The sequence below is a fragment of the Maritimibacter alkaliphilus HTCC2654 genome (assembly GCF_000152805.1).
Classification (GTDB): domain Bacteria; phylum Pseudomonadota; class Alphaproteobacteria; order Rhodobacterales; family Rhodobacteraceae; genus Maritimibacter; species Maritimibacter alkaliphilus.
Genome location: NZ_CH902578.1, coordinates 1,249,217 through 1,266,689, shown reverse-complemented (window position 1 = coordinate 1,266,689; position 17,473 = coordinate 1,249,217). Strand labels below are relative to the sequence as shown.

The following is a 17,473-nucleotide window of genomic DNA, read 5'->3' as shown; positions in this document are numbered from 1 at the left end:
CGCGTCGCGCCTTTTGCCACCGGGCGCGCAGGGTTCGCAAGCCGCGCCGCTCATCGCATCGTGCTGGCGCCGGGCAACCACGTCACGATGCCCGGCACGAGGATCAGAAGGATCACCACCGCGATGGCGGTGAGGGCGAAGGGCAGTACGCCCAGAAACACGGTGCCGAGGGAAATGGGCTTGCCGAGGTTCGCCTCGGGGTCCGACGCGATCCGGTGGACGATGAACGTCAGGATACCAAGGGGCGGGGTCAGCAGCCCGACTTCGGCCATCACGACAAGAAACACGCCGAACCAGAGCGGATCGACGCCGACCGAGATAAGCGGCGAGAGCAGAACGGGGATGGTGAGTAGCATCATCGCCAGCGTGTCCATGAACATGCCGAGGATCAGGTAGGCGACGATCAGGATGAACAGAAGCTCAATGCGTCCGAGCCCGAGTTCCGCGATTTCGGTCGCGATGAAGTTGGGCACCTGACTGAGCGCCATGGCGCGGGTCAGGACGGCGACGCCGACGATCAGCAGAAAGACCGAGGCGGTGCCGGTCAGCGTGCCGATCAGGGACTCGCGCAGCATTCGGACCACCGCGCGAAACCCGCCTCCGGTGCGAAACAGATGGATGGCGCCAAGGATCAAGGCGGCGAACATGCCGCAGACCCCGGCCTCGGTCGCGGTGAAGATGCCCGCGAACAGCCCGCCGATCACGATGGTGATGACGATGGCGATGGGGATGACGTCGAGCGCCGAGCGCCAGCGCATCCCCCATGTCACGTCCGACATATCGACACGCGGGGCAAGGCCGGGGCGCAGCTTGGCGCTGACCACGATCATCGCGGCGAAGGCAAAGGCGAGGAGCAGGCCCGGAATGACGCCGGCCAGAAGCTGTTGTCCGACCGGCAAGGACGCGGCCCCGGCATAGACGACGAGCAAAAGACTGGGCGGGATGATCTGCCCCAGCGTGCCCGCTGCGGCGACGCTGCCCACCGCCAGTTGCGGGCTGTAGCCGGATTTCAGCATTTCGGGGATCGACACGCGCCCCAGCGCATAGGTGATGCCGATGGTGCTGCCGGAACTGGCTGCCAGCGCCGCGCCCGCGAAATTCGTGGCGACCGCCAGCCCGCCAGGCATCCAGCCCAGCCACACGCGCGCCGCGCCGAAGGCCGAGGTCGTGAGGCCGGATTTCCACAGGATCATGCCCATCAGGATGAACATCGGAATGACGGACAGGGACCACGACGCGGTCGCGTCGAAGGCCACGCTCTCCATGGTCGAGCGCACAACCCGCGCGCCCGACAGGCTGTAAAGCCCGATCACGGCAGCGCCCAGCATCGCGACCCCGACAGGGATGCCCATGAGCAGAAGCACGATGGACAGAAGCACGATCAGAAGCCCCACGATCTGTTTCGGAAGATCGCCTGCGAGCATCAGGTAAAGCGACCCGCCCGCGACGATGAGCGCGATGACGAAGATCACGACGCCGACGCGCGAGGCGGGGCGGGACAGGGTGGCGGCCTCGGCGCTCATACGGCTTCCCCTTCGGCATGGACCGTGTCGGGCAGCGGATAGCGCCCCGAGAAATAGCGAAAGCTGGTGGCCGCGGTTTGCAGGGCAAGGGCCAGAACCCCCGCGGGGGCCATGAACATGGTGGGCCAGACGGCGACCGGCGGGCTGGACGACGTGGTCTTGCCGAAAGCGGCCGCATCCATCGCCTCGTTGAACGCATGATACGCCAGCACCAGAAGCAGAACGGTGGCGATCAGACCGAAGACCCCTTCGACCATCCGGCGCATCGTTGCCGGAAGCGTGTCGAGCAGGATCGTCACCTTGATATGTTCCTGCTTCCATTCGGTGAAGGCGAAGGCCATCAGCGTGAGCGTCGGCATCCACCAGTTCTGGGTGTATTCCAGCGTGCCGGGGAAGGGCCGGTTCATCGCCGCGCGCCCCGTCACGTCGACCAGCACGTTCACGGCGAGAAGTACCAGCGCGACACCTGCGATCAGGGCGAGGGCCAATGCCAAGCCGTCGACAAGCCGCAACAGCGCGGGGTCGGTCGGCCCGGGGCCGGTCGGGTCAGCGGGTCGGTTCACGTCGGTCATGATGTTTGAAATCCTTCACCCGAAACGGCGGCGAAGCAAGGGCGGCCCGCCCCGGCTTTGGGGGGCGGGCCGGAGAGGTTCAGTTCATAAGGCCGGGCGTGACCTCGGAATTGAACTTCTCGTAGAAGTTCGACAGGTCCACCTCGGACAGTCCGGCGAAGGCGTCCACGATGGCCTCAGGCGTGCGCTCGGCCACTTCGTAACCATCGGCGACCAGCGCCTCGGTCCAGTAGGCGATGCGCGCTTGATAGTCGTCGACGAAGGCCTGCGGATCGCTCACGCTGTCCGGTGCCGTGTCGGCCAGACCCGCGACATAGGCCGCGCGCTGTTCCTTGGCGATGGGCTCCAGTGCCGAGACGTCGTTCGTGTGGATCACGTCGCCAGCGGCGATCAACTCGCCCGCCTTGGCCTCGATGTCCATGTAGCCTTCCCAGATGTCATAGGCGGCCTTCACGTTGGCCTGCGTGATGAAGTCCTGAAGCTCTTTCGGAAAGTCGTTCCAGACGTCGAGATTCATCACCCAGGTCGAGGCCTGAAGCTGCGCCATCGTCACCGGCACGTATTCCGGCGCGACGTCTTTCAGCACCAGCCCGTCCGCATATTGGTTCGGGTTGATGACCATGCAGTCGAACACGCCGCGTTGCAGGCCCTCATAGGCCTCGCCCCAAGCGATCGACACGGGCGTCATGCCGAGCGCCTCGGCGGTCTGCGACCAGACGGCACCGATGGCGCGGGCGCGTTTGCCCTGCGCGTCTTCGGGGGTCGAGATCGGCGTGTTGCACAGCAAGTTGTAAGCGGGCGTCGCCGTGGCTTGCAGCACCTTCACGTTGTGGCTGGCATATTCCTGCGTCAGCGGCTCGAAGGTCAGCACGGTTTCCAGCGCGGCTGCACCGCCCGCCGCCACGTCGTGCACGGTCGAGCCGGACAGGGCGGCACCCATGCCGAAAAGCCACGATCCCACGGGCAGTTCCTGCGGCATGTAGGACGGGATGATAAGGCCGATGTCGGCCACCCCGTCGCCCACGCCCGACAGCGTGTCGAGCGCACCCAGCAGGGACGAGGACCAGTAGTTCTCGAACGTGATCTTGCCGTCGGTGAATTCGGTGATCGACTCCTCCCACGCGACCATTGCCTTGCCGAAGTTGGCGTTCTGGTCGCCCGAGAAATCGGCGAGTTTCAGGGTCATGGGCTCGAGATTGTCGAGCCATTCCTGCGCTGTGGCCTGCGACGTGACCGACATCGCGATCAGCGCGACGGCGGACACACTTGTCCAAGTCTTGAATGTCATCAGTTCCTCCCTGTGCCGTCTCCGGCGCTTGTCCTTGTCGCGGCGTGGGCCGCGATGTCAGGAACGCTAGCACCTCCTACTTTGTGGGACAAGATTTCATGCTTGGCTAATTCGCTGGTAAGCGAAAAATTTTGCGTGAAGGTGGGGTGACGCGACATATCCCTATGATTTCATGGCTTATTCGTGCGGGAAAATTCACTCCATCCTGTGACAACTCGTGTCCCGAAAAGTGAGATGACGCCGATTTTGTCCCGCTTTATGAGACGGAGGCCTGCGCCGTCGCAAAATACGGGACGGGTCACCACATCGCGACGAAGTCGGGGTCGAGGTGGACGTCGATCAGAAACGGCGCCGTGCGGGGCCTGTTTTCAAGAGCCTCCGGGAGAGCATCCAGATCACCCGCGCAGCGGATCGCCACCCCGTCGCCGCCCAATGCGCGGGCGACGGTCGTGAACTCCGGCCAGTCGAACAAGGTGATTGAGGGGTCGAGCTGCTTGTCGCGAAACTGGATATGCTCGGCCCCGTAGCTCCCGTCATTGAACAGCACCACGATCAGGTCGAGGCCCGCGCGCACCGCCGAATGGAACTCGGCCAGATTGCCGAGCATGAAGCCGCCGTCACCGCAGAACAGCACGGTCGGGCGGTCCGGCCGCATCACGCCAGCGCCGACGGCGGTGGCAAGGCCAAGCCCGATGGCCCCGAAACTTGCCGAGGTCACGTGGTCGCGGGGGCCGGGGGCCGTCAGCAGGCCATAGCTTTTGACCATCCAGCGGCCCGCGTCCGTGACCAATGTGCGATCCGAGGGCAGAATGTCGTTCAGCCGCGCCAGCGTGGTCAGGAAATCCACCGAGCCGTCGCGCGGGGTCGTTGCGGTCGCGGGCGGGGGCATGTCCAACCCCTGAGCGGGCAGATCGTTGGTGAAGCCCGAGCCGGGGATGTCCGCCTCGTCGATCCAATACCGAAAGGTGTCGGCCACGCTCGCCGGGTCGCCCAGAATCGACACGTCCGCAACCGCGCCGGTGCCGAGGTCGCAGGCCCGGTCCGCAATCTGGATCACGCGCTTGTCCTTGACGAATGCGCCCTGCGCCGTCGTGTGGAAATTGAGCGATGCGCCGAACGCGATGATGCAGTCCGCGCCCATGATTGCATCGGTCGCCTGCGGCGTGCTGACGGTGCCGCAAACGCCAAGCGCGTGGGCCTCGCCCCGAAACAGATTCTTGGCGCGCATCGTCGTGGCCACCGGCGCCTCGATACGGCGGGCGAGCGCGAGCAATGCGTCGCGCGCGTCGATAGCACCACGCCCGGCCAGCACAACGGGCCTGCGCGCGGCGGCGATCATGCCGACCGCGTTGTCCAGCGCGTCGCCCTCGATCTCGGTCTTGGGCAGGGCGGGCACGTCCCAGCTTACGTCATGGTCGTCGACATCGGACCATTGGAAATCGGCGGGCATGTTGAAGGCGATGGGCCGCCGCTCGGCCTTGGCACGTCGCACGGCGCGCGCCAGATCGTCGAGGGCCGTTTGCGGGCTGCGCATTTGCTCGAACCCCGCGCCCGACGACAGGACCACCGCCTTCTGGTCGATGTTCTGAAGGTTCTCGCGGTCGTGCACCGGCGTGTCGCCACACAGGAGCACGATCGGCGTATTCGACCGCGCCCCCTCGGCAAGCGCCGTGACGCAATTGGTCAAAGCCGGGCCGTGGGTGACGGTGCAAAAGCCGACGTCGCCTGTCAGCATCGCAGCGCCGATGGCCATGAGCACGGCACCGTTTTCGTTCGCGGCGGTGACGTAATGCGTGCCGTCCAGCCGCGCGTAGGCATCGACGAAATAGGCGTTGGCATCGCCCACGACGCCGAAAAGATGTGTCACGCCATGTGCCGCGAGACTGCGGGCGAGACCCGCGAACAGGTGATTGGGCATGTCGACTCCCGTGGCCGGCTGAGCTGGCGTCTTGATTTCGCTAACTCACGGATTAGCGAAATTCGCAGGGTCGGGCAATGGAGACGTTCGGGAGGTCTGTCCGATCTTGGTGGAACGAGAGAGGGCGTAGCGGTTGTCTCTTCGGTTTGAACCATCCGCGACGCTTACTTTGCCAGCCGTAACGTGATGTAAGATCAAAGGCTTATCCGCTACAGTTGTAGCGCCTTGAAACCGTTGCCACAGGTTCGGACGGGTATCTCACCGCCGAGCCGTGAAAGCGAAGTTTCTCAGATGCGAGGGCGAGCCAGCCAAGGCGCAACCTCGACGCGCTGCCCCCGCAAAACGTCCGGTGAGGGACACAACTTCGGCGCGACGAAAGCGGGTGAACCTGCTCTTGCCCGGACCCATTCGAGAAGCCCCGCCACCGGCACCCCACAAGGTCCGTTTCGAAATTCCTGTTGACATCGCAACAAATCCTGACGAACGTGATGAACGTGCCGGAGAGGGAAACCGGCCAAGGGAGGACATCATGAAAGTCAGTTTTACCGGCCTTTCGGCCGCCGCTCTTCTGTTGCTCGGAACCAGCCTCGGTGCGCAGGCCGACACGATCAAGGTCGGCGTCGTCGCGCCGTTTTCGGGGCCGTTCGCGCTCTACGGCAAACAGTTTCAGGAAGCGATCGAAGTCTATCAGGCCGAGCACGGCACCACCGCCGGCGAGCACGAGATCGAGTTCATCTACAAGGACTCAGGTGGCCCGAACCCGGATCAGGCCCGCAGCCTGACCCAAGAGCTTCTGATCAAGGAGCAGGTGGATTACCTTGCAGGCTACGTGTTCACGCCGAACGCGATGGCCGTCGCCCCGCTTCTCGACCAGTCCGAGACGCCGCTGGTGATCTTCAACGCCGCCACCAGTGCGATCAACGCGCAGTCCGAATTCTATCTGCGCACCAGCTACACGCTCTGGCAGGTTTCGATGCCGCTGGCGGAATGGGCCTATGAACAGGGCATCCGCTCGGTCGTGACGACGGTGACGGATTACGGCCCCGGGATCGACGCCGAGAATGCCTTCGTCGCGGCCTTCACCGAGGCCGGGGGCGAGGTGCTGGATTCGATCCGGATGCCGCTGTCGACCACCGACTTCACGCCGTTCATCCAGTCGATCCGCGACCAGTCGCCGGATGCGCTGTTCACCTTCCTGCCCGGCGGCCCGCCCACCTTCGGGTTCACCAAGACCTATAACGAGAACGGTCTGCGCGACGAGGGGATCATGTTCTTGGGCACGGCCGAGACGGAGGAATCGAACCTTCAGGCGTTCGGGGATGCCGCCATCGGCCTCACCACCGCCTACCACTACTCCGCCGACCACGACAGCGACATGAACCGGGCCTTCATCGCAAAGAATCTCGAGTTGCACCCGGACTCGGTGACCAACTGGGCGACCATCGGGGCCTATGACGGCACGCACCTGATCTATGAAATGGTCGAGGCGGCAGGATCCGACGGGCCCGCAGCGATCGAAGCGGCGAAGGGGCTGGAATGGGAAAGCCCGCGTGGCCCGCTGGTCATGGACCCGGAAACGCGGACCGTCGTGCAGAACGTCTATATCCGCGAAGTCGAGCGAGACGCGGAAAGCGGCCTTCTGGTCAACCGCGAAAAGGGCGTGATCGCCACCGTGGGCGATCTCGGCTGGGGCAAGTAAAGGACGGGGCAGGGCGCCTTCGGGCGCCTTGCCTGACCGGCAGCAGGGCAGGCGATGTCGCTCATTCTCAACATCCTGATCGACGGGGTCGCCTATGGCATGATCCTGTTCATGATCTCGGTCGGCCTGTCGGTGACGATGGGGCTGATGCGGGTCATCAACCTTGCCCACGGCGGGTTCGCCATGCTGGGCGGTGTCGTCGCCCACGTTCTGATGAGCGAGGCGGGCGTCGGATACGTTCCCGCCGCGCTTCTGGGCATCGCGGCCACCGTCGCGCTCGCCTGGCCGCTGGAGCGGCTGATCTATCGCCGCATCTATGGATTCGGCGACTTGCAGCAGGTGCTGGCGACCATCGGACTTACGTTCCTGATGATTGCGACCGTGAACCGCCTCCAAGGCTCCACGCTGCTTGCGCTGCCGTTGCCCGGCGGGCTTGCGCAGTCGGTGGACCTTGGGTTTCGCACGCTGCCACTGCACCGCATCGTCGTGATCGGGGTCGGCGTCGCGGTCATCATCGGGCTGTGGCTGCTGATCGACCGGACCCGGTTCGGAATCCGACTGCGCGCCGCCGTGGACAACCGTGCGACGGCCGGGGCCATCGGGATCAACACCGGCCTGATCTATTCCGCGACCTTCTGCCTTGGTGCGGGTCTCGCAGCCCTCGGCGGTATCCTCGGGGCCGAGATGCTGCCCATCGAGGCCTATTATCCGCTGCGCTACATGGTGCTCTTTCTGGTCGTGGTCGCCGTCGGCGGCATGGGGTCCTTCGCGGGAAGCTTCGCGGCCGCGCTGGGCCTTGGACTGATCGAGACCGCATCGCGCTACCTCGTGCCTGAATACGGGACGATCTTCTATTTCGCCTGCATCATCGTGTTCCTCGCGGTCAGGCCCAAGGGTTTGTGGGGGCGGCTCGCATGACACGTCTCGCCCGTATCCCCTTCGCCGCCGAGGCGCTTCTGGTCCTCGTCGTGATCGCGGCCTTCTTCGCCTTCCCCTACAACCTCGCGTTCGTGACGCGCATCCTCATCATGGTGCTCTTCGTGCTGTCGATCGACCTCGTGCTCGGGTTCGCGGGGATCGCGACACTGGGTCAGGCGGCGATGTACGGCACCGGGGCATATGCGGCGGGGCTGTTCGCGGTGCACGTGACGGCCGCGCCGCTTCCCGGTCTGGTGGTCGGGATGGTGGCAGGTGCGATCCTCGCGGTCGTGTCGGGTCTGGTGCTCATGCGGACCAAGGGCCTGACGCTTATCATGCTCACCATCGCGGTCGCGCAGATCTGCCATGAAATCGCGAACAAGGCGCGCGACGTGACGGGCGGGGCGGATGGCCTGCGCGGTATCCGGATGGAGCCGGTGCTGGGCCTGTTCGAGTTCGATTTCATCGGCCGCACGGCATATTGGTATGTGGCGGTCGTGGTGTTCGTGGTCTTTCTCGCACTGCGCAGGCTGGCCGCCGCGCCGCTTGGCCTGTCGCTGCGCGGCATTCACGAAAGCCCCGAACGCATGACCGCCATCGGCGCGCCGGTCTACCGCCGTCAGGTGCTCGCCTACACCCTGGGTGGCGGGATTGCCGGAATCGCCGGGGCGCTGGCGGCGCAGGTCACCCAACTCGTCAGTCTCGAAGTCTATTCCTTCACGCTGTCCGCCGAGGCGCTCATCATGCTGATCCTCGGGGGGACCGGGCGGCTGTGGGGCGCGATCGTGGGCACCGTCCTGTTCATGACCGTGCATCATGTCGCGGCCAGTGCCGATCCGTTCAACTGGCTGTTCCTGATCGGGTTCCTCGTCCTCGGCGTCGTCTTTTTCCTGCCGGGCGGGATGATCCGGCTTCCGGCGGCGCTCATGCGGTTGGGGAGGCGCTCATGACCACCGGGCTTCAGGTGCGCGGGCTTCAGAAACGGTTCGGCGGGATCGTGGTGGCCGACGACATCAACGTCGACCTGCCATCCGGCGCCCGCGTCGCGCTGATCGGACCGAACGGGGCGGGCAAAACGACCTTTTCCAGCCTCATCACGGGCAAGCTGACCCCCAGCGCGGGCGAGATCACGCTGGACGGGCGCGACATCCGCCCCATGGGCGAGGCCGAGCGGGTGCGGGCGGGCATCGCCAAGACGTTCCAGATCACCACGCTGTTTCGCGACCTCACGGTGCGCGACAACCTTCGTCTTGCCGCGCAGGAACGCGATGGGCGGGCGCGGGCTTGGTTCCGACGCGCCGACAGCTGGGCCGATGTCGAGGACGAGATCGCCGCGCAGCTTGCGGCCTTCCGGCTCGCCCCCTTGGGCGACAAGCGCGTCTCCGACCTTGCCTATGGCCAGCAGCGGTTGGTGGAAATGGCGATGACCCTGATGCTCAAGCCACGCGTCCTGATCTTGGACGAGCCGGCGGCCGGGGTTCCGTCGTCCGACAGCCACCTGATCACGGATGCGATCGAACGGCTACCCGACGACCTCGCCGTGCTCATCATCGAACATGACATGAAGCTGGTGTTCCGCGTCGCGCGGTCGATCATCGTTCTGGTGAACGGGCGCATCCTGACACAGGGCGCGCCGGAAGACATCGCAGCGGACCAGCGGGTGCGCGACCTGTATCTGGGGGCGCATCATGGCTGATCCGGTGCTCAAGCTCGAAGGCGTCGTGTCGGGGTATGGCGATACCACGGTGTTGCACGGGATCGACCTGACGGTGGGGCAGGGCGAGCGGGTGGCGATCATCGGCCGCAACGGCGTGGGAAAAACCACGCTCCTGTCCACCGTCATGGGCCTGACCCGGCTGCACGCGGGCCGGGTCATGTCGGCGGGCGTCGATGTCTCGACCCTTGCGCCGCACAAACGGGTGGGGGCCGGTCTTGGGCTTGTGCCCCAGACCCGCGACATCTTCCCCTCGCTGACGGTGGAAGAAAACCTGCTCGCGGGCTTGCGCGGCGATGCACGGATCGACGAGGCGTATGAGATGTTTCCGCGTCTTGCGGAACGGCGCAGCAACGGCGGCGCCCAGCTTTCCGGCGGTGAGCAGCAGATGCTCGCCATCGCGCGCACGCTTCTCGGTCAGCCGCGCCTGCTGATGCTGGACGAGCCGCTCGAAGGTCTGGCCCCGGTGATCTGCGACATGCTCATGGAGACGTTCGAACGGATTGCGGCGGACGGCACACATACCGTTCTACTGGTCGAACAGCACACGGAGCTGGCGCTGGACTTCGCGGAACGTGTCGTGATCCTCGACGCGGGCGCGGTGGTCGAGGATGCGACCGCCGAGGCGCTCCGGGCAGATCCCGCACGGGTCGAACGCCACGTCGGGGTCGGGATGCTGGCGGACTGAACCTGTCGCCCTTGACAGTCGGCCCGCCATTGGACAGTTCGAGGTGACGATCTACGCGGGGCCGGTGCATGGCGAAAGACGACAAATCCAAAGACGGAGCGGGCCGCTGCCCGGAAGCACGGATTTCCAGCCCGACGCGGCTGGGCAAGGCCGGTCATCGCGTCATCGACATCAACACCTACATTCCCTACTTCCTGTCGTCGGTGAACAACGCGCTCTCGTCGGGCGCGTCGGCCCAATACCTGCGCGACTACGGGATCGGTATCGTCGATTGGCGCGTGATCTCGATGCTCGCCATCGAACCGGGCATTCCGGCCTCCCGCATCTGCTCGGTCGTGTCGCTCGACAAGGGCGCGACGAGCCGGTCGCTCGCCAAGCTGGCCGAGGTCGGTATGGTCACTTTCGAGACGTTCGAGAACGATCCGCGCCGCCGGAAATGGACGTTGAGCGAGGCAGGGTACGAGATCCACGACACGATCCTCGCCGCCGCGCTGGAGCGCGAGCGCAAGCTGATCGCGGGCGTGGACCCGGACGATCTGGAGGCTTTCCTGCGCGTGATCCGCATCATGCGGCGCAACGTCGACGACCTCTAGGCCGCACGGCGGGGACAGGCCCGGCCTTCCGGTCTCACTCCGCCCGGAAACGCCGGACAAGCTCCTCGGGGATCGGCGCCGATTTCAGGCCGCGCTCCGGGTCTTTCACGGTCCAGACGCGGGTTTCGACCCCTTCGACACAGACCTTGCCGTTCTTCGTAAGCGTATGACGAATGTCGAAGCTACGGTCCTTCACTTCGGCCACTTCCGTCGTGATCTCGATATCGTCACCGTAACTGCACGGTGCCTTGAACGTCGCACGGGTGTCGACGAGGGGGCAGCCCGCCGCGCCGAATTTCGCCAGCATCTCCTGCTTGGGCCACCCTGCGGCTTCGTAGAGCATCGAGGTGCCGTGGTCGAACCAGCGGAAGAACTGCGGGTTGAACACGATGCCCGCCGGGTCGCAATCGCCCCATTCCACACGGCGCTTGAGGGTGTTCGACAGCATCATTTGTTCCTTTCGTCGAAGACGCGTTTCGCCTTCATTTCGGATTTCGGCAGGGTGTTCGGCGTCACCACCTCGACCGCGCAGCGGATTTCGCAACGCGAGCGGATTTCCTTGGCCACACGGTCGGCCACGTCGCTTTCGTGTTCGACCAGCACGCGCATGACGTCGAGGCCGTCGTCCTGCGTCGTCAGTCGGATCTGGAACTCGTCGCCGGTACCGGGAACGGCGCGCACCGCCTCTTCGATCTGGACCGGGAAGAACTTGATGCCGCGCAGGTTGATGAGGTCGTCGGAACGGCCGGTCATGCACCCCAGCCCGCGAACGTGATTGCGGCCGCAAGCACAGGGTTCACGGCTGAGGCGGGTATAGTCGCCCACGAGGAAGCGAAGCTGTGCGGAGCTTTCCGAGTTGAGGTTGGTGCAGACCGTCAGCCCGCGCTCGCCGTCGGCAACGGGGCTGAGGGTATCGGCATCGACGGTTTCCCAAAGCTGGATGTCTTCCATGAAGTGAATGAACGGCTCGTCGCCTTCCTGATATTCGGGGCAGGAGTAGCCACCGCAATGGGGGGAGGCTTCGGTGCAGCCGTAGAACTCCACCGCTTTGGCCGCCCACAGGTCTTGCAGCCGTTCGAGCGTGCCGGAAACGCCTGAGAACGGCTCGCCCCCCGTGACCATCCACTTGATTGACGTGGCCGCCGGGTCCATCCCCATGTCCTGCATCACGCGGCCTAGATACAGGGCGTAGGACGGGGTGCAGACGAGGACGGTGGGTTTGAAGCGGTCGATGAACGACGCGCGCGCGTGGCCGTCCACACCGCCACCCGGCACGACGGGAAGCCCCATCTTGGCCAGTGTGTATTGAACGCCCCAGGCGAACACATGCGGGCCGAAGCCGACCATCGGGATCGCGCTGTCGCCCTGACGCAGCCCGCCGGAATAAAGCGCGCGGGCGTTGGCCTGTTCCCAATACTGGCGGTCGAAATGGGTGTAGCGGAACACGCGGGGCACACCTGTCGACCCCGAAGACGAAAACAGCATCCAGCCGCGGTCGGCCCAGTCCTCGTCCGAACAGGTGGTATAGGTGCCGTAGGGCGGATGTTCGGTCGCGTCCTCCATCATCTCCTGCTTGGTGACGATGGGCCAGTTGGCGATCAGGCTGTCGCCGTCTTTCAGGTCCGTGGGGGCCACGCCCAGCTTGTCGAAACGGCGACGGTAAAAGGCGCTGTTTTCATAAAGAAACGGCGCGACAGCGGCGATCTTTTCGTTCTGGACCGCTTCGATCCGGTCGCGCGACCACGTGTCCTTGTCCGACCAGTATTCCGGCGTGACCGGTGTCGAGCGATCCTCGTGATACGTCTCGAGCACGGCTTTCCATGTCTTGCGCGTCTCGTCCGCGCGGGCGCTTGGGTGCGTCATGTCATCCTCCCTGACGAAAGGCTCCGGCGGCCCTCCCGCCGCCGGAGCCCATGGCTCACGCTTCTTCGAGCGACCCGCGCTTGATCCCGATGTCGGAGCGGTAGCTTTGTGCCGCTTTCGAGATCGGGCTGGGGGCCACGGTCGCACGGATGCGGACCTGCCGATGCGGTTCGATGTTGCCCGCCGAGCGCGAACCGCCACCGTCCTCACCCCAGACCAGCACGACCTCGGTGCCGGGTTCGGCAAAGGCCACGTCAACGGAAGCGATCGACATCATCGCGCGTTCGTTGGTGGTGTAGCCGGGATAGGTCGCAAGGCCGATCAGGTTACCGTCGGTGTCTTCGACGCGGTCGTAATGCATCCGTGCGATGGCGGCCAAGGGCATGGTGATGGGAAGCGGGTTCACCTCGCCGGTATCCTCGAGCATCGACTGCTGCACGCCCATCACATCCTCGGCGTTCCACACCAGCGTCACCTTGCGGCGTTTCTGCTCGGTCCCCATCGCCTCCAGCGCGTCGCGCCCGATGAAATCATGGTCGAACTTGATGATGTGGCCGTAATTCACGTCATACGGCGTGAGGTAGTAGTCCTCGATATTCTCGGAATAGAGCGACCCGCCGAGCGACATCCGCATCGAAGCGTTCTTGGCGCTCATCCAGTCGCGATAGCCCTTGGTGCCTTGTCCGGTATAGACGGCGGATACGGGAACCGCCCACCAGCCGCTTTCGATCACCGTGGTGAAATAGGCGATGGAGCCGACCATACGCAGACCGTATTTCTCGCCCGCCGTCATCAGGAGCTTCTTCACGGCGCGGTAATCGTCCCAAGGCCCGGAAATCTCCAGCCCCGGCATCCCGCCCATCGAGTGACGCATGCCGCGCGCGGTGTAGTCGCCTAGCTTGATCTCGGCGGATTTGAAGAACTTGATCTCGGGCAGAGGGCCGCCGTTCAGCTCTTCCAGCAGTTCCCACGCCTTCGGGCCTTCGACCTGAAAACGGTAGAACTCGCGCCGCTTCGCCTTGTTCAATGTCCACATCGGGTCGCTCTCGGTCGTCACGTCGAAATCCAGCACTTCGGCGTTGTATTCGACCCATTCGGTCGTCGCCGGGTTGCCCACGACCATGTAGTCGTCTTCGCCCATCCGGTAGAGGATCGCGTCACCGATCAGGTAACCTTCGGGCGAGCAGCAGACGAGTTGCTTGGCCGCGCCGATTTCGAAGGTCTTGAAGCTGTTGACCGACAAGTATTGCGTGAAGGCCAGCGCATCGGGGCCGCGCACATGGGTCGAGTTCATGTGGTAGCTCTGGTCGTGCACCGCGATGGTGTTGCGCCATGCCCATTGTTCGTCGCGCCACGTGGTGAATTCGGGCCGCACGCCGTCGCCCGGCATCATCTGGCTGTAGATCGTCATCGCCGCCTTGGGCGCATTGCGAAACAGATGATCGGTGACGTTGGGAATGGTTTCGAGCAGGTCGGAAAGCGACTGCCCCGTATCTTTCTGTGCCATGGTATCCTCCCTCTTGGCCCGACATCGTATCGCATCTCGTGACCAGTTCGACTCGAGACTAGCGATCTGTTGCGATGTCAACAAGTGCACCTTGTCGATTTCGAGTTGTGATGTCAACACATCTTTCCTCGGCTGCACGTCCCGGAACGGGGCGTCAGGAAACTTTAAGTGGAGAGGTTGGGTCGCCGGATTGCGTCTGCGCCGGACCCGACCGACGCTTCGATCCCGCGCGCCCGTTTCGCACCGTCCGCGTCACGGCCCGGATTGAGTGGCTCTGTCTTTGCGCCGTATACAGGGCGATGAACACGCCGTGGCCGCGGCCGGGCGGAGGGGTCTTGGTCAAAGTTTGCTTCGGCTTCAGGCTTCGGCGGAACCAAGATGAAACGGCAGGTCGCCCTGCCTATGAAGACGGAAACACCGATGAAAGACATCGAAGACATCCTCGCACAGGCGACCTACCGCCGCGATGGCGCACGTGTCTATGGAGCCCCGAACTGGGACAGCACGGCGGTCCTTGTCTGCAACATGCAAAGGTGCTGGACGGTGCCGACCGAGCCGTTCTATCGGCTACTTCCCGGACAAGACGACTGCTTTTTCCTTCAGGTGAACGACTTCGCGACGCGTGCGCGGGACCGCGGGGCGAAGATCGTCTGGCTTCGGACCATGACGGGACCGATTGGCGCGGATGACTATTGGTCGACCTACCTCGATCATTTCGTGGGTCCGCAGAACCGCGGCCCGGCGGTCGAGGCCCTGTTGCCGGGCAGCGAGTCGCAAGACCTCGACCCGCGCATGACCGTCCAGTCAGGGGACTGGATCGTCGACAAACCGCGCTTCGACGCGTTCCTGAAGACCGGCCTGGACGAGCGTTTGCGCGACGATGGGGTCGACGGCGTGGTCGTCGTCGGGACCGCCACCAATATCTGTTGCGAAAGCACGATCCGTTCCGCGATGGGGCGCGATTTCGCGACGTGGATGCCGCACGATCTGGTGTCCGCGCCCACGGTCGACGGCCATGTCGCAGGCCTCAGGTCGGTCGCCCAAAGCTTTGCGGAAATCTCGGACAGCGCGCAGCTTTTCACGGATTGACGCAACCGACGTGACGCCCGGTCGAGGGTGCCGCCCGGCCCGAAACTTCTCGAAATGCCGCGATTTTACGCAGGCGTGCGTGCATGGCGTGCACCGCGTTCCGTCGTCGCGCGTTCTGCGCTTGTCCGGGGGCATTCCCCCGGTGACGGAGGGGAAAAACCGTTTGACGCATCAAACCGTGATCGCATTACATAAAATGAGATCGCAGTTTGGGGAATCATGTCACAGGGAACGCTCACACTTTCCACGGGTTTCGAGGGCGGCAGCGCGCTTCCCGTCAGCGTGAGCGGCGAGACCCTACGCATCCGTCTGCGCGCCGATGCGGCCGGGCGGGACATGAACTGGTTCTATTTCCGCATATCGGGCGCAGCCGGGCGTGAGCTTCGGGTCGTGATCGAGAACGCATCGGACTTGTCGCGCCTTGCTGGGCGGGACGAGGTGCCGGACTGCTGGACCGGGTATCGGCCTTTCGTCTCCGCGAACCGGCGCGACTGGACCCGATGCGATGCGGACTACGCGGACGGCGTCTTTACCATCAAGACCCCCGCCGTCGCGGATACGGTCTGGGTCGCCTATTACCCGCCATTCCCGATGGACCGACACGACGCGATGATCGCGGCTGCGGTCTCGGATGGGCGATGTCGGCTCGAACGCCTTGGGGTGACGCCGCAGGGCCGCGATCTCGACCTGCTTCGGATCGGAACGCCGGGGCCGGGCAAGCCGAAGGTCTGGATCATGGGCCGCCAGCATCCCTCGGAAACGATGGCGGGCTTCTTCGTCGAAGGGCTGCTTGCCCGGCTTCTGGACCCGTCCGACGCTTTGGGCCGCGCACTGTGCGACGCCCTCGACATCTTCGTCGTGCCGACCGTCAATCCGGACGGATGCGCCATGGGCAACACCCGGCTGAACGCGCGCGGCATGAACCTGAACCGGGCGTGGGACGGGACCGATCCCGAAACCGCGCCCGAGGTCGCGATGATCCTGACCCGGATGCGTGCGGAGGGGGTGGATTTCTGCCTTGATGCCCATGGGGATGAAGAATTGCCCTATGTCTTCCTCGGCGGTCCCCTTGAGATTCCGTCGCGCTCGTCGCGTCTCGATACGCTGTTCAATGACTTCGGACAGGCATTGGAGCGGTCCTGCCCGGCTTACAGCATGGATGACCCTTATCCGGGCGGCGCACCGGAAACCGCCGATCTGCGCATGGCGTGGAACGCGATTGCCGAGGAATTCGACTGCCTGTCGATCCTTCTGGAAATGCCGTTCAAGGACACCCATCGCGACTCCGACCCGGAAATGGGTTGGAGCCCGGCGCGAAGTGCCGATCTGGGGCGGTCGATGCTCGATGCCATAGATGCCGTCAGGCGGAGGTTGCGGTGATGGACGATCAGACGACATCCGAGGCCAAACTATCCGGTCCGGGGCCGGTCAACGAACGGATCGTCCGTGACCTCAGAACCCGCCTGATGCGGGGCGAACTTGCGCCGGGCGAAATCCTGACGCACCGCAAGCTGGCCGAGCAACTGGACGTCAGCCCGATGCCGGTGCGCGACGCCCTGCGCCAGCTTGTCGCCGAACGCGCGCTCGAGGTCGCCAACGGAAACCGCTCCGTGGCCGTCCCACGGCTCAACCACGCCAAACTGCATGATCTGAAAACCATTCGGGAAGGTGTCGAAGGACTCGCCGCGCGTCTGGCCGCCGAACGCTGGAAACCCCACGAACTCGCCCAGATCGAAGCCATTCTGGCGGAAACCTCGGACGGGGCCGGATCGCCCGATGCGTCCAGAAACCAGCGGTTCCATTTCGCCATCTATGCGGCCTCGCAAAGTCAGGTGCTGCTGCCCCTGATCGGGAGCCTCTGGCTTCAGTTCGGTCCCTATCTGCCACGTGCCGGGCAACTGGCGGGCGGCAAGATCGGGGCGGGTGACAAGTATCATCGCGAAATCGTCGAGGCCCTTCGCGCCCGCGACGCGGACGCCGCTGAAGCGGCGATCGTCGCCGACATCGGGCAGGCGATGGACCTCCTATTGACCCATGGTCTCGGTGACACCGGGAGCGGGGGGTAGAGCAATAACAGATCGCCCCAAGGCGACATTCTTTT

16 protein-coding genes are annotated in these 17,473 nt (G+C 64.6%); 9 read left to right on the top strand and 7 right to left on the bottom strand.

The window, feature by feature from the left end; all coding sequences use genetic code 11:
* Positions 1-50: 50 nt before the first annotated feature.
* The 4 genes from RB2654_RS07235 to RB2654_RS07220 all read right to left on the bottom strand — a co-directional run bounded on the left by RB2654_RS07235 (position 51) and on the right by RB2654_RS07220 (position 5,301).
* Positions 51-1,523: a TRAP transporter large permease gene (locus RB2654_RS07235; RefSeq protein WP_008330044.1), complete on the bottom strand. Its 1,473-nt coding sequence runs from the start codon at positions 1,521-1,523 to the stop codon at positions 51-53.
* Complete coding sequence (locus RB2654_RS07230; protein ID WP_008330042.1) at positions 1,520-2,095, bottom strand: TRAP transporter small permease subunit; 576 nt, start codon at positions 2,093-2,095, stop codon at positions 1,520-1,522. The genes RB2654_RS07235 and RB2654_RS07230 overlap by 4 nt, the downstream gene beginning before the upstream one ends.
* A 79-nt stretch (positions 2,096-2,174) precedes the next feature.
* Positions 2,175-3,383 (bottom strand): C4-dicarboxylate TRAP transporter substrate-binding protein, encoded by a 1,209-nt coding sequence (locus RB2654_RS07225; protein ID WP_083783350.1) that lies wholly within the window; start codon positions 3,381-3,383, stop codon positions 2,175-2,177.
* Positions 3,384-3,681: 298 nt separating this feature from the next.
* The gene (locus RB2654_RS07220; RefSeq protein ID WP_008330040.1) at positions 3,682-5,301 is read right to left on the bottom strand and encodes a thiamine pyrophosphate-binding protein; all 1,620 of its coding nucleotides are present in this window, start codon (positions 5,299-5,301) and stop codon (positions 3,682-3,684) included.
* A 529-nt stretch (positions 5,302-5,830) separates the two neighbouring features.
* On the opposite strand from RB2654_RS07220, the gene RB2654_RS07215 reads away from it, so the two are divergent.
* The 6 genes from RB2654_RS07215 to RB2654_RS07190 all read left to right on the top strand — a co-directional run bounded on the left by RB2654_RS07215 (position 5,831) and on the right by RB2654_RS07190 (position 10,913).
* Positions 5,831-7,000, top strand: a complete 1,170-nt coding sequence (locus tag RB2654_RS07215; protein ID WP_008330039.1) for an ABC transporter substrate-binding protein — start codon at positions 5,831-5,833, stop codon at positions 6,998-7,000.
* A 54-nt stretch (positions 7,001-7,054) separates the two neighbouring features.
* Positions 7,055-7,918, top strand: coding sequence for a branched-chain amino acid ABC transporter permease (locus tag RB2654_RS07210; protein WP_008330038.1), 864 nt, complete (start codon positions 7,055-7,057; stop codon positions 7,916-7,918).
* A complete protein-coding gene (locus RB2654_RS07205) occupies positions 7,915-8,868 on the top strand; it encodes a branched-chain amino acid ABC transporter permease (RefSeq protein WP_008330037.1) in 954 nt (317 codons plus the stop codon). Before RB2654_RS07210 ends, RB2654_RS07205 begins: the two co-directional genes overlap by 4 nt.
* Positions 8,865-9,614, top strand: a complete 750-nt coding sequence (locus tag RB2654_RS07200) for an ABC transporter ATP-binding protein (RefSeq protein ID WP_008330036.1) — start codon at positions 8,865-8,867, stop codon at positions 9,612-9,614. Before RB2654_RS07205 ends, RB2654_RS07200 begins: the two co-directional genes overlap by 4 nt.
* Positions 9,607-10,320, top strand: coding sequence for an ABC transporter ATP-binding protein (locus RB2654_RS07195; protein ID WP_008330035.1), 714 nt, complete (start codon positions 9,607-9,609; stop codon positions 10,318-10,320). The genes RB2654_RS07200 and RB2654_RS07195 overlap by 8 nt, the downstream gene beginning before the upstream one ends.
* Before the next feature lie 68 nt (positions 10,321-10,388).
* Positions 10,389-10,913 carry a MarR family winged helix-turn-helix transcriptional regulator gene (locus tag RB2654_RS07190; protein ID WP_008330034.1) on the top strand — a complete coding sequence of 175 codons (525 nt, stop codon included), beginning with the start codon at positions 10,389-10,391 and terminating at the stop codon, positions 10,911-10,913.
* Positions 10,914-10,947: 34 nt separating this feature from the next.
* On the opposite strand, the gene RB2654_RS07185 is transcribed toward RB2654_RS07190, so the two are convergent.
* The 3 genes from RB2654_RS07185 to RB2654_RS07175 are packed head-to-tail and all read right to left on the bottom strand — an operon-like array spanning position 10,948 to position 14,283.
* Positions 10,948-11,361, bottom strand: a complete 414-nt coding sequence (locus RB2654_RS07185) for an acyl-CoA thioesterase (protein WP_040884534.1) — start codon at positions 11,359-11,361, stop codon at positions 10,948-10,950.
* Positions 11,361-12,776, bottom strand: coding sequence for a phenylacetate--CoA ligase family protein (locus tag RB2654_RS07180; RefSeq protein ID WP_008330032.1), 1,416 nt, complete (start codon positions 12,774-12,776; stop codon positions 11,361-11,363). The genes RB2654_RS07185 and RB2654_RS07180 overlap by 1 nt, the downstream gene beginning before the upstream one ends.
* A gap of 55 nt (positions 12,777-12,831) precedes the next feature.
* On the bottom strand, positions 12,832-14,283 hold the full coding sequence (locus RB2654_RS07175) for an aminomethyltransferase family protein (protein WP_008330031.1): 1,452 nt from the start codon (positions 14,281-14,283) through the stop codon (positions 12,832-12,834).
* A 420-nt stretch (positions 14,284-14,703) separates the two neighbouring features.
* Here RB2654_RS07175 and RB2654_RS22325 point away from each other — a divergent pair, with 420 nt between their 5' ends.
* The 3 genes from RB2654_RS22325 (at position 14,704) to RB2654_RS07160 (ending at position 17,438) form a co-directional block, all read left to right on the top strand.
* The gene (locus tag RB2654_RS22325) at positions 14,704-15,372 is read left to right on the top strand and encodes a cysteine hydrolase family protein (protein ID WP_161600682.1); all 669 of its coding nucleotides are present in this window, start codon (positions 14,704-14,706) and stop codon (positions 15,370-15,372) included.
* Positions 15,373-15,591: 219 nt separating this feature from the next.
* Entirely contained in the window at positions 15,592-16,752 is a 1,161-nt protein-coding gene (locus RB2654_RS07165) for a M14 family metallopeptidase (protein WP_008330029.1), read from the top strand.
* Entirely contained in the window at positions 16,752-17,438 is a 687-nt protein-coding gene (locus RB2654_RS07160) for a GntR family transcriptional regulator (protein WP_008330028.1), read from the top strand. Before RB2654_RS07165 ends, RB2654_RS07160 begins: the two co-directional genes overlap by 1 nt.
* Positions 17,439-17,473 lie beyond the last annotated feature (35 nt).

Coding starts and splice junctions, on each gene's coding strand:
- RB2654_RS07235 (WP_008330044.1), bottom strand. CDS start 1,523: ATGAGCGCCGAGGCCGCCACCCTGTCCCGCCCCGCCTCGCGCGTCGGC.
- RB2654_RS07230 (WP_008330042.1), bottom strand. CDS start 2,095: ATGACCGACGTGAACCGACCCGCTGACCCGACCGGCCCCGGGCCGACC.
- RB2654_RS07225 (WP_083783350.1), bottom strand. CDS start 3,383: ATGACATTCAAGACTTGGACAAGTGTGTCCGCCGTCGCGCTGATCGCG.
- RB2654_RS07220 (WP_008330040.1), bottom strand. CDS start 5,301: ATGCCCAATCACCTGTTCGCGGGTCTCGCCCGCAGTCTCGCGGCACAT.
- RB2654_RS07215 (WP_008330039.1), top strand. CDS start 5,831: ATGAAAGTCAGTTTTACCGGCCTTTCGGCCGCCGCTCTTCTGTTGCTC.
- RB2654_RS07210 (WP_008330038.1), top strand. CDS start 7,055: ATGTCGCTCATTCTCAACATCCTGATCGACGGGGTCGCCTATGGCATG.
- RB2654_RS07205 (WP_008330037.1), top strand. CDS start 7,915: ATGACACGTCTCGCCCGTATCCCCTTCGCCGCCGAGGCGCTTCTGGTC.
- RB2654_RS07200 (WP_008330036.1), top strand. CDS start 8,865: ATGACCACCGGGCTTCAGGTGCGCGGGCTTCAGAAACGGTTCGGCGGG.
- RB2654_RS07195 (WP_008330035.1), top strand. CDS start 9,607: ATGGCTGATCCGGTGCTCAAGCTCGAAGGCGTCGTGTCGGGGTATGGC.
- RB2654_RS07190 (WP_008330034.1), top strand. CDS start 10,389: ATGGCGAAAGACGACAAATCCAAAGACGGAGCGGGCCGCTGCCCGGAA.
- RB2654_RS07185 (WP_040884534.1), bottom strand. CDS start 11,361: ATGCTGTCGAACACCCTCAAGCGCCGTGTGGAATGGGGCGATTGCGAC.
- RB2654_RS07180 (WP_008330032.1), bottom strand. CDS start 12,776: ATGACGCACCCAAGCGCCCGCGCGGACGAGACGCGCAAGACATGGAAA.
- RB2654_RS07175 (WP_008330031.1), bottom strand. CDS start 14,283: ATGGCACAGAAAGATACGGGGCAGTCGCTTTCCGACCTGCTCGAAACC.
- RB2654_RS22325 (WP_161600682.1), top strand. CDS start 14,704: ATGAAAGACATCGAAGACATCCTCGCACAGGCGACCTACCGCCGCGAT.
- RB2654_RS07165 (WP_008330029.1), top strand. CDS start 15,592: ATGTCACAGGGAACGCTCACACTTTCCACGGGTTTCGAGGGCGGCAGC.
- RB2654_RS07160 (WP_008330028.1), top strand. CDS start 16,752: ATGGACGATCAGACGACATCCGAGGCCAAACTATCCGGTCCGGGGCCG.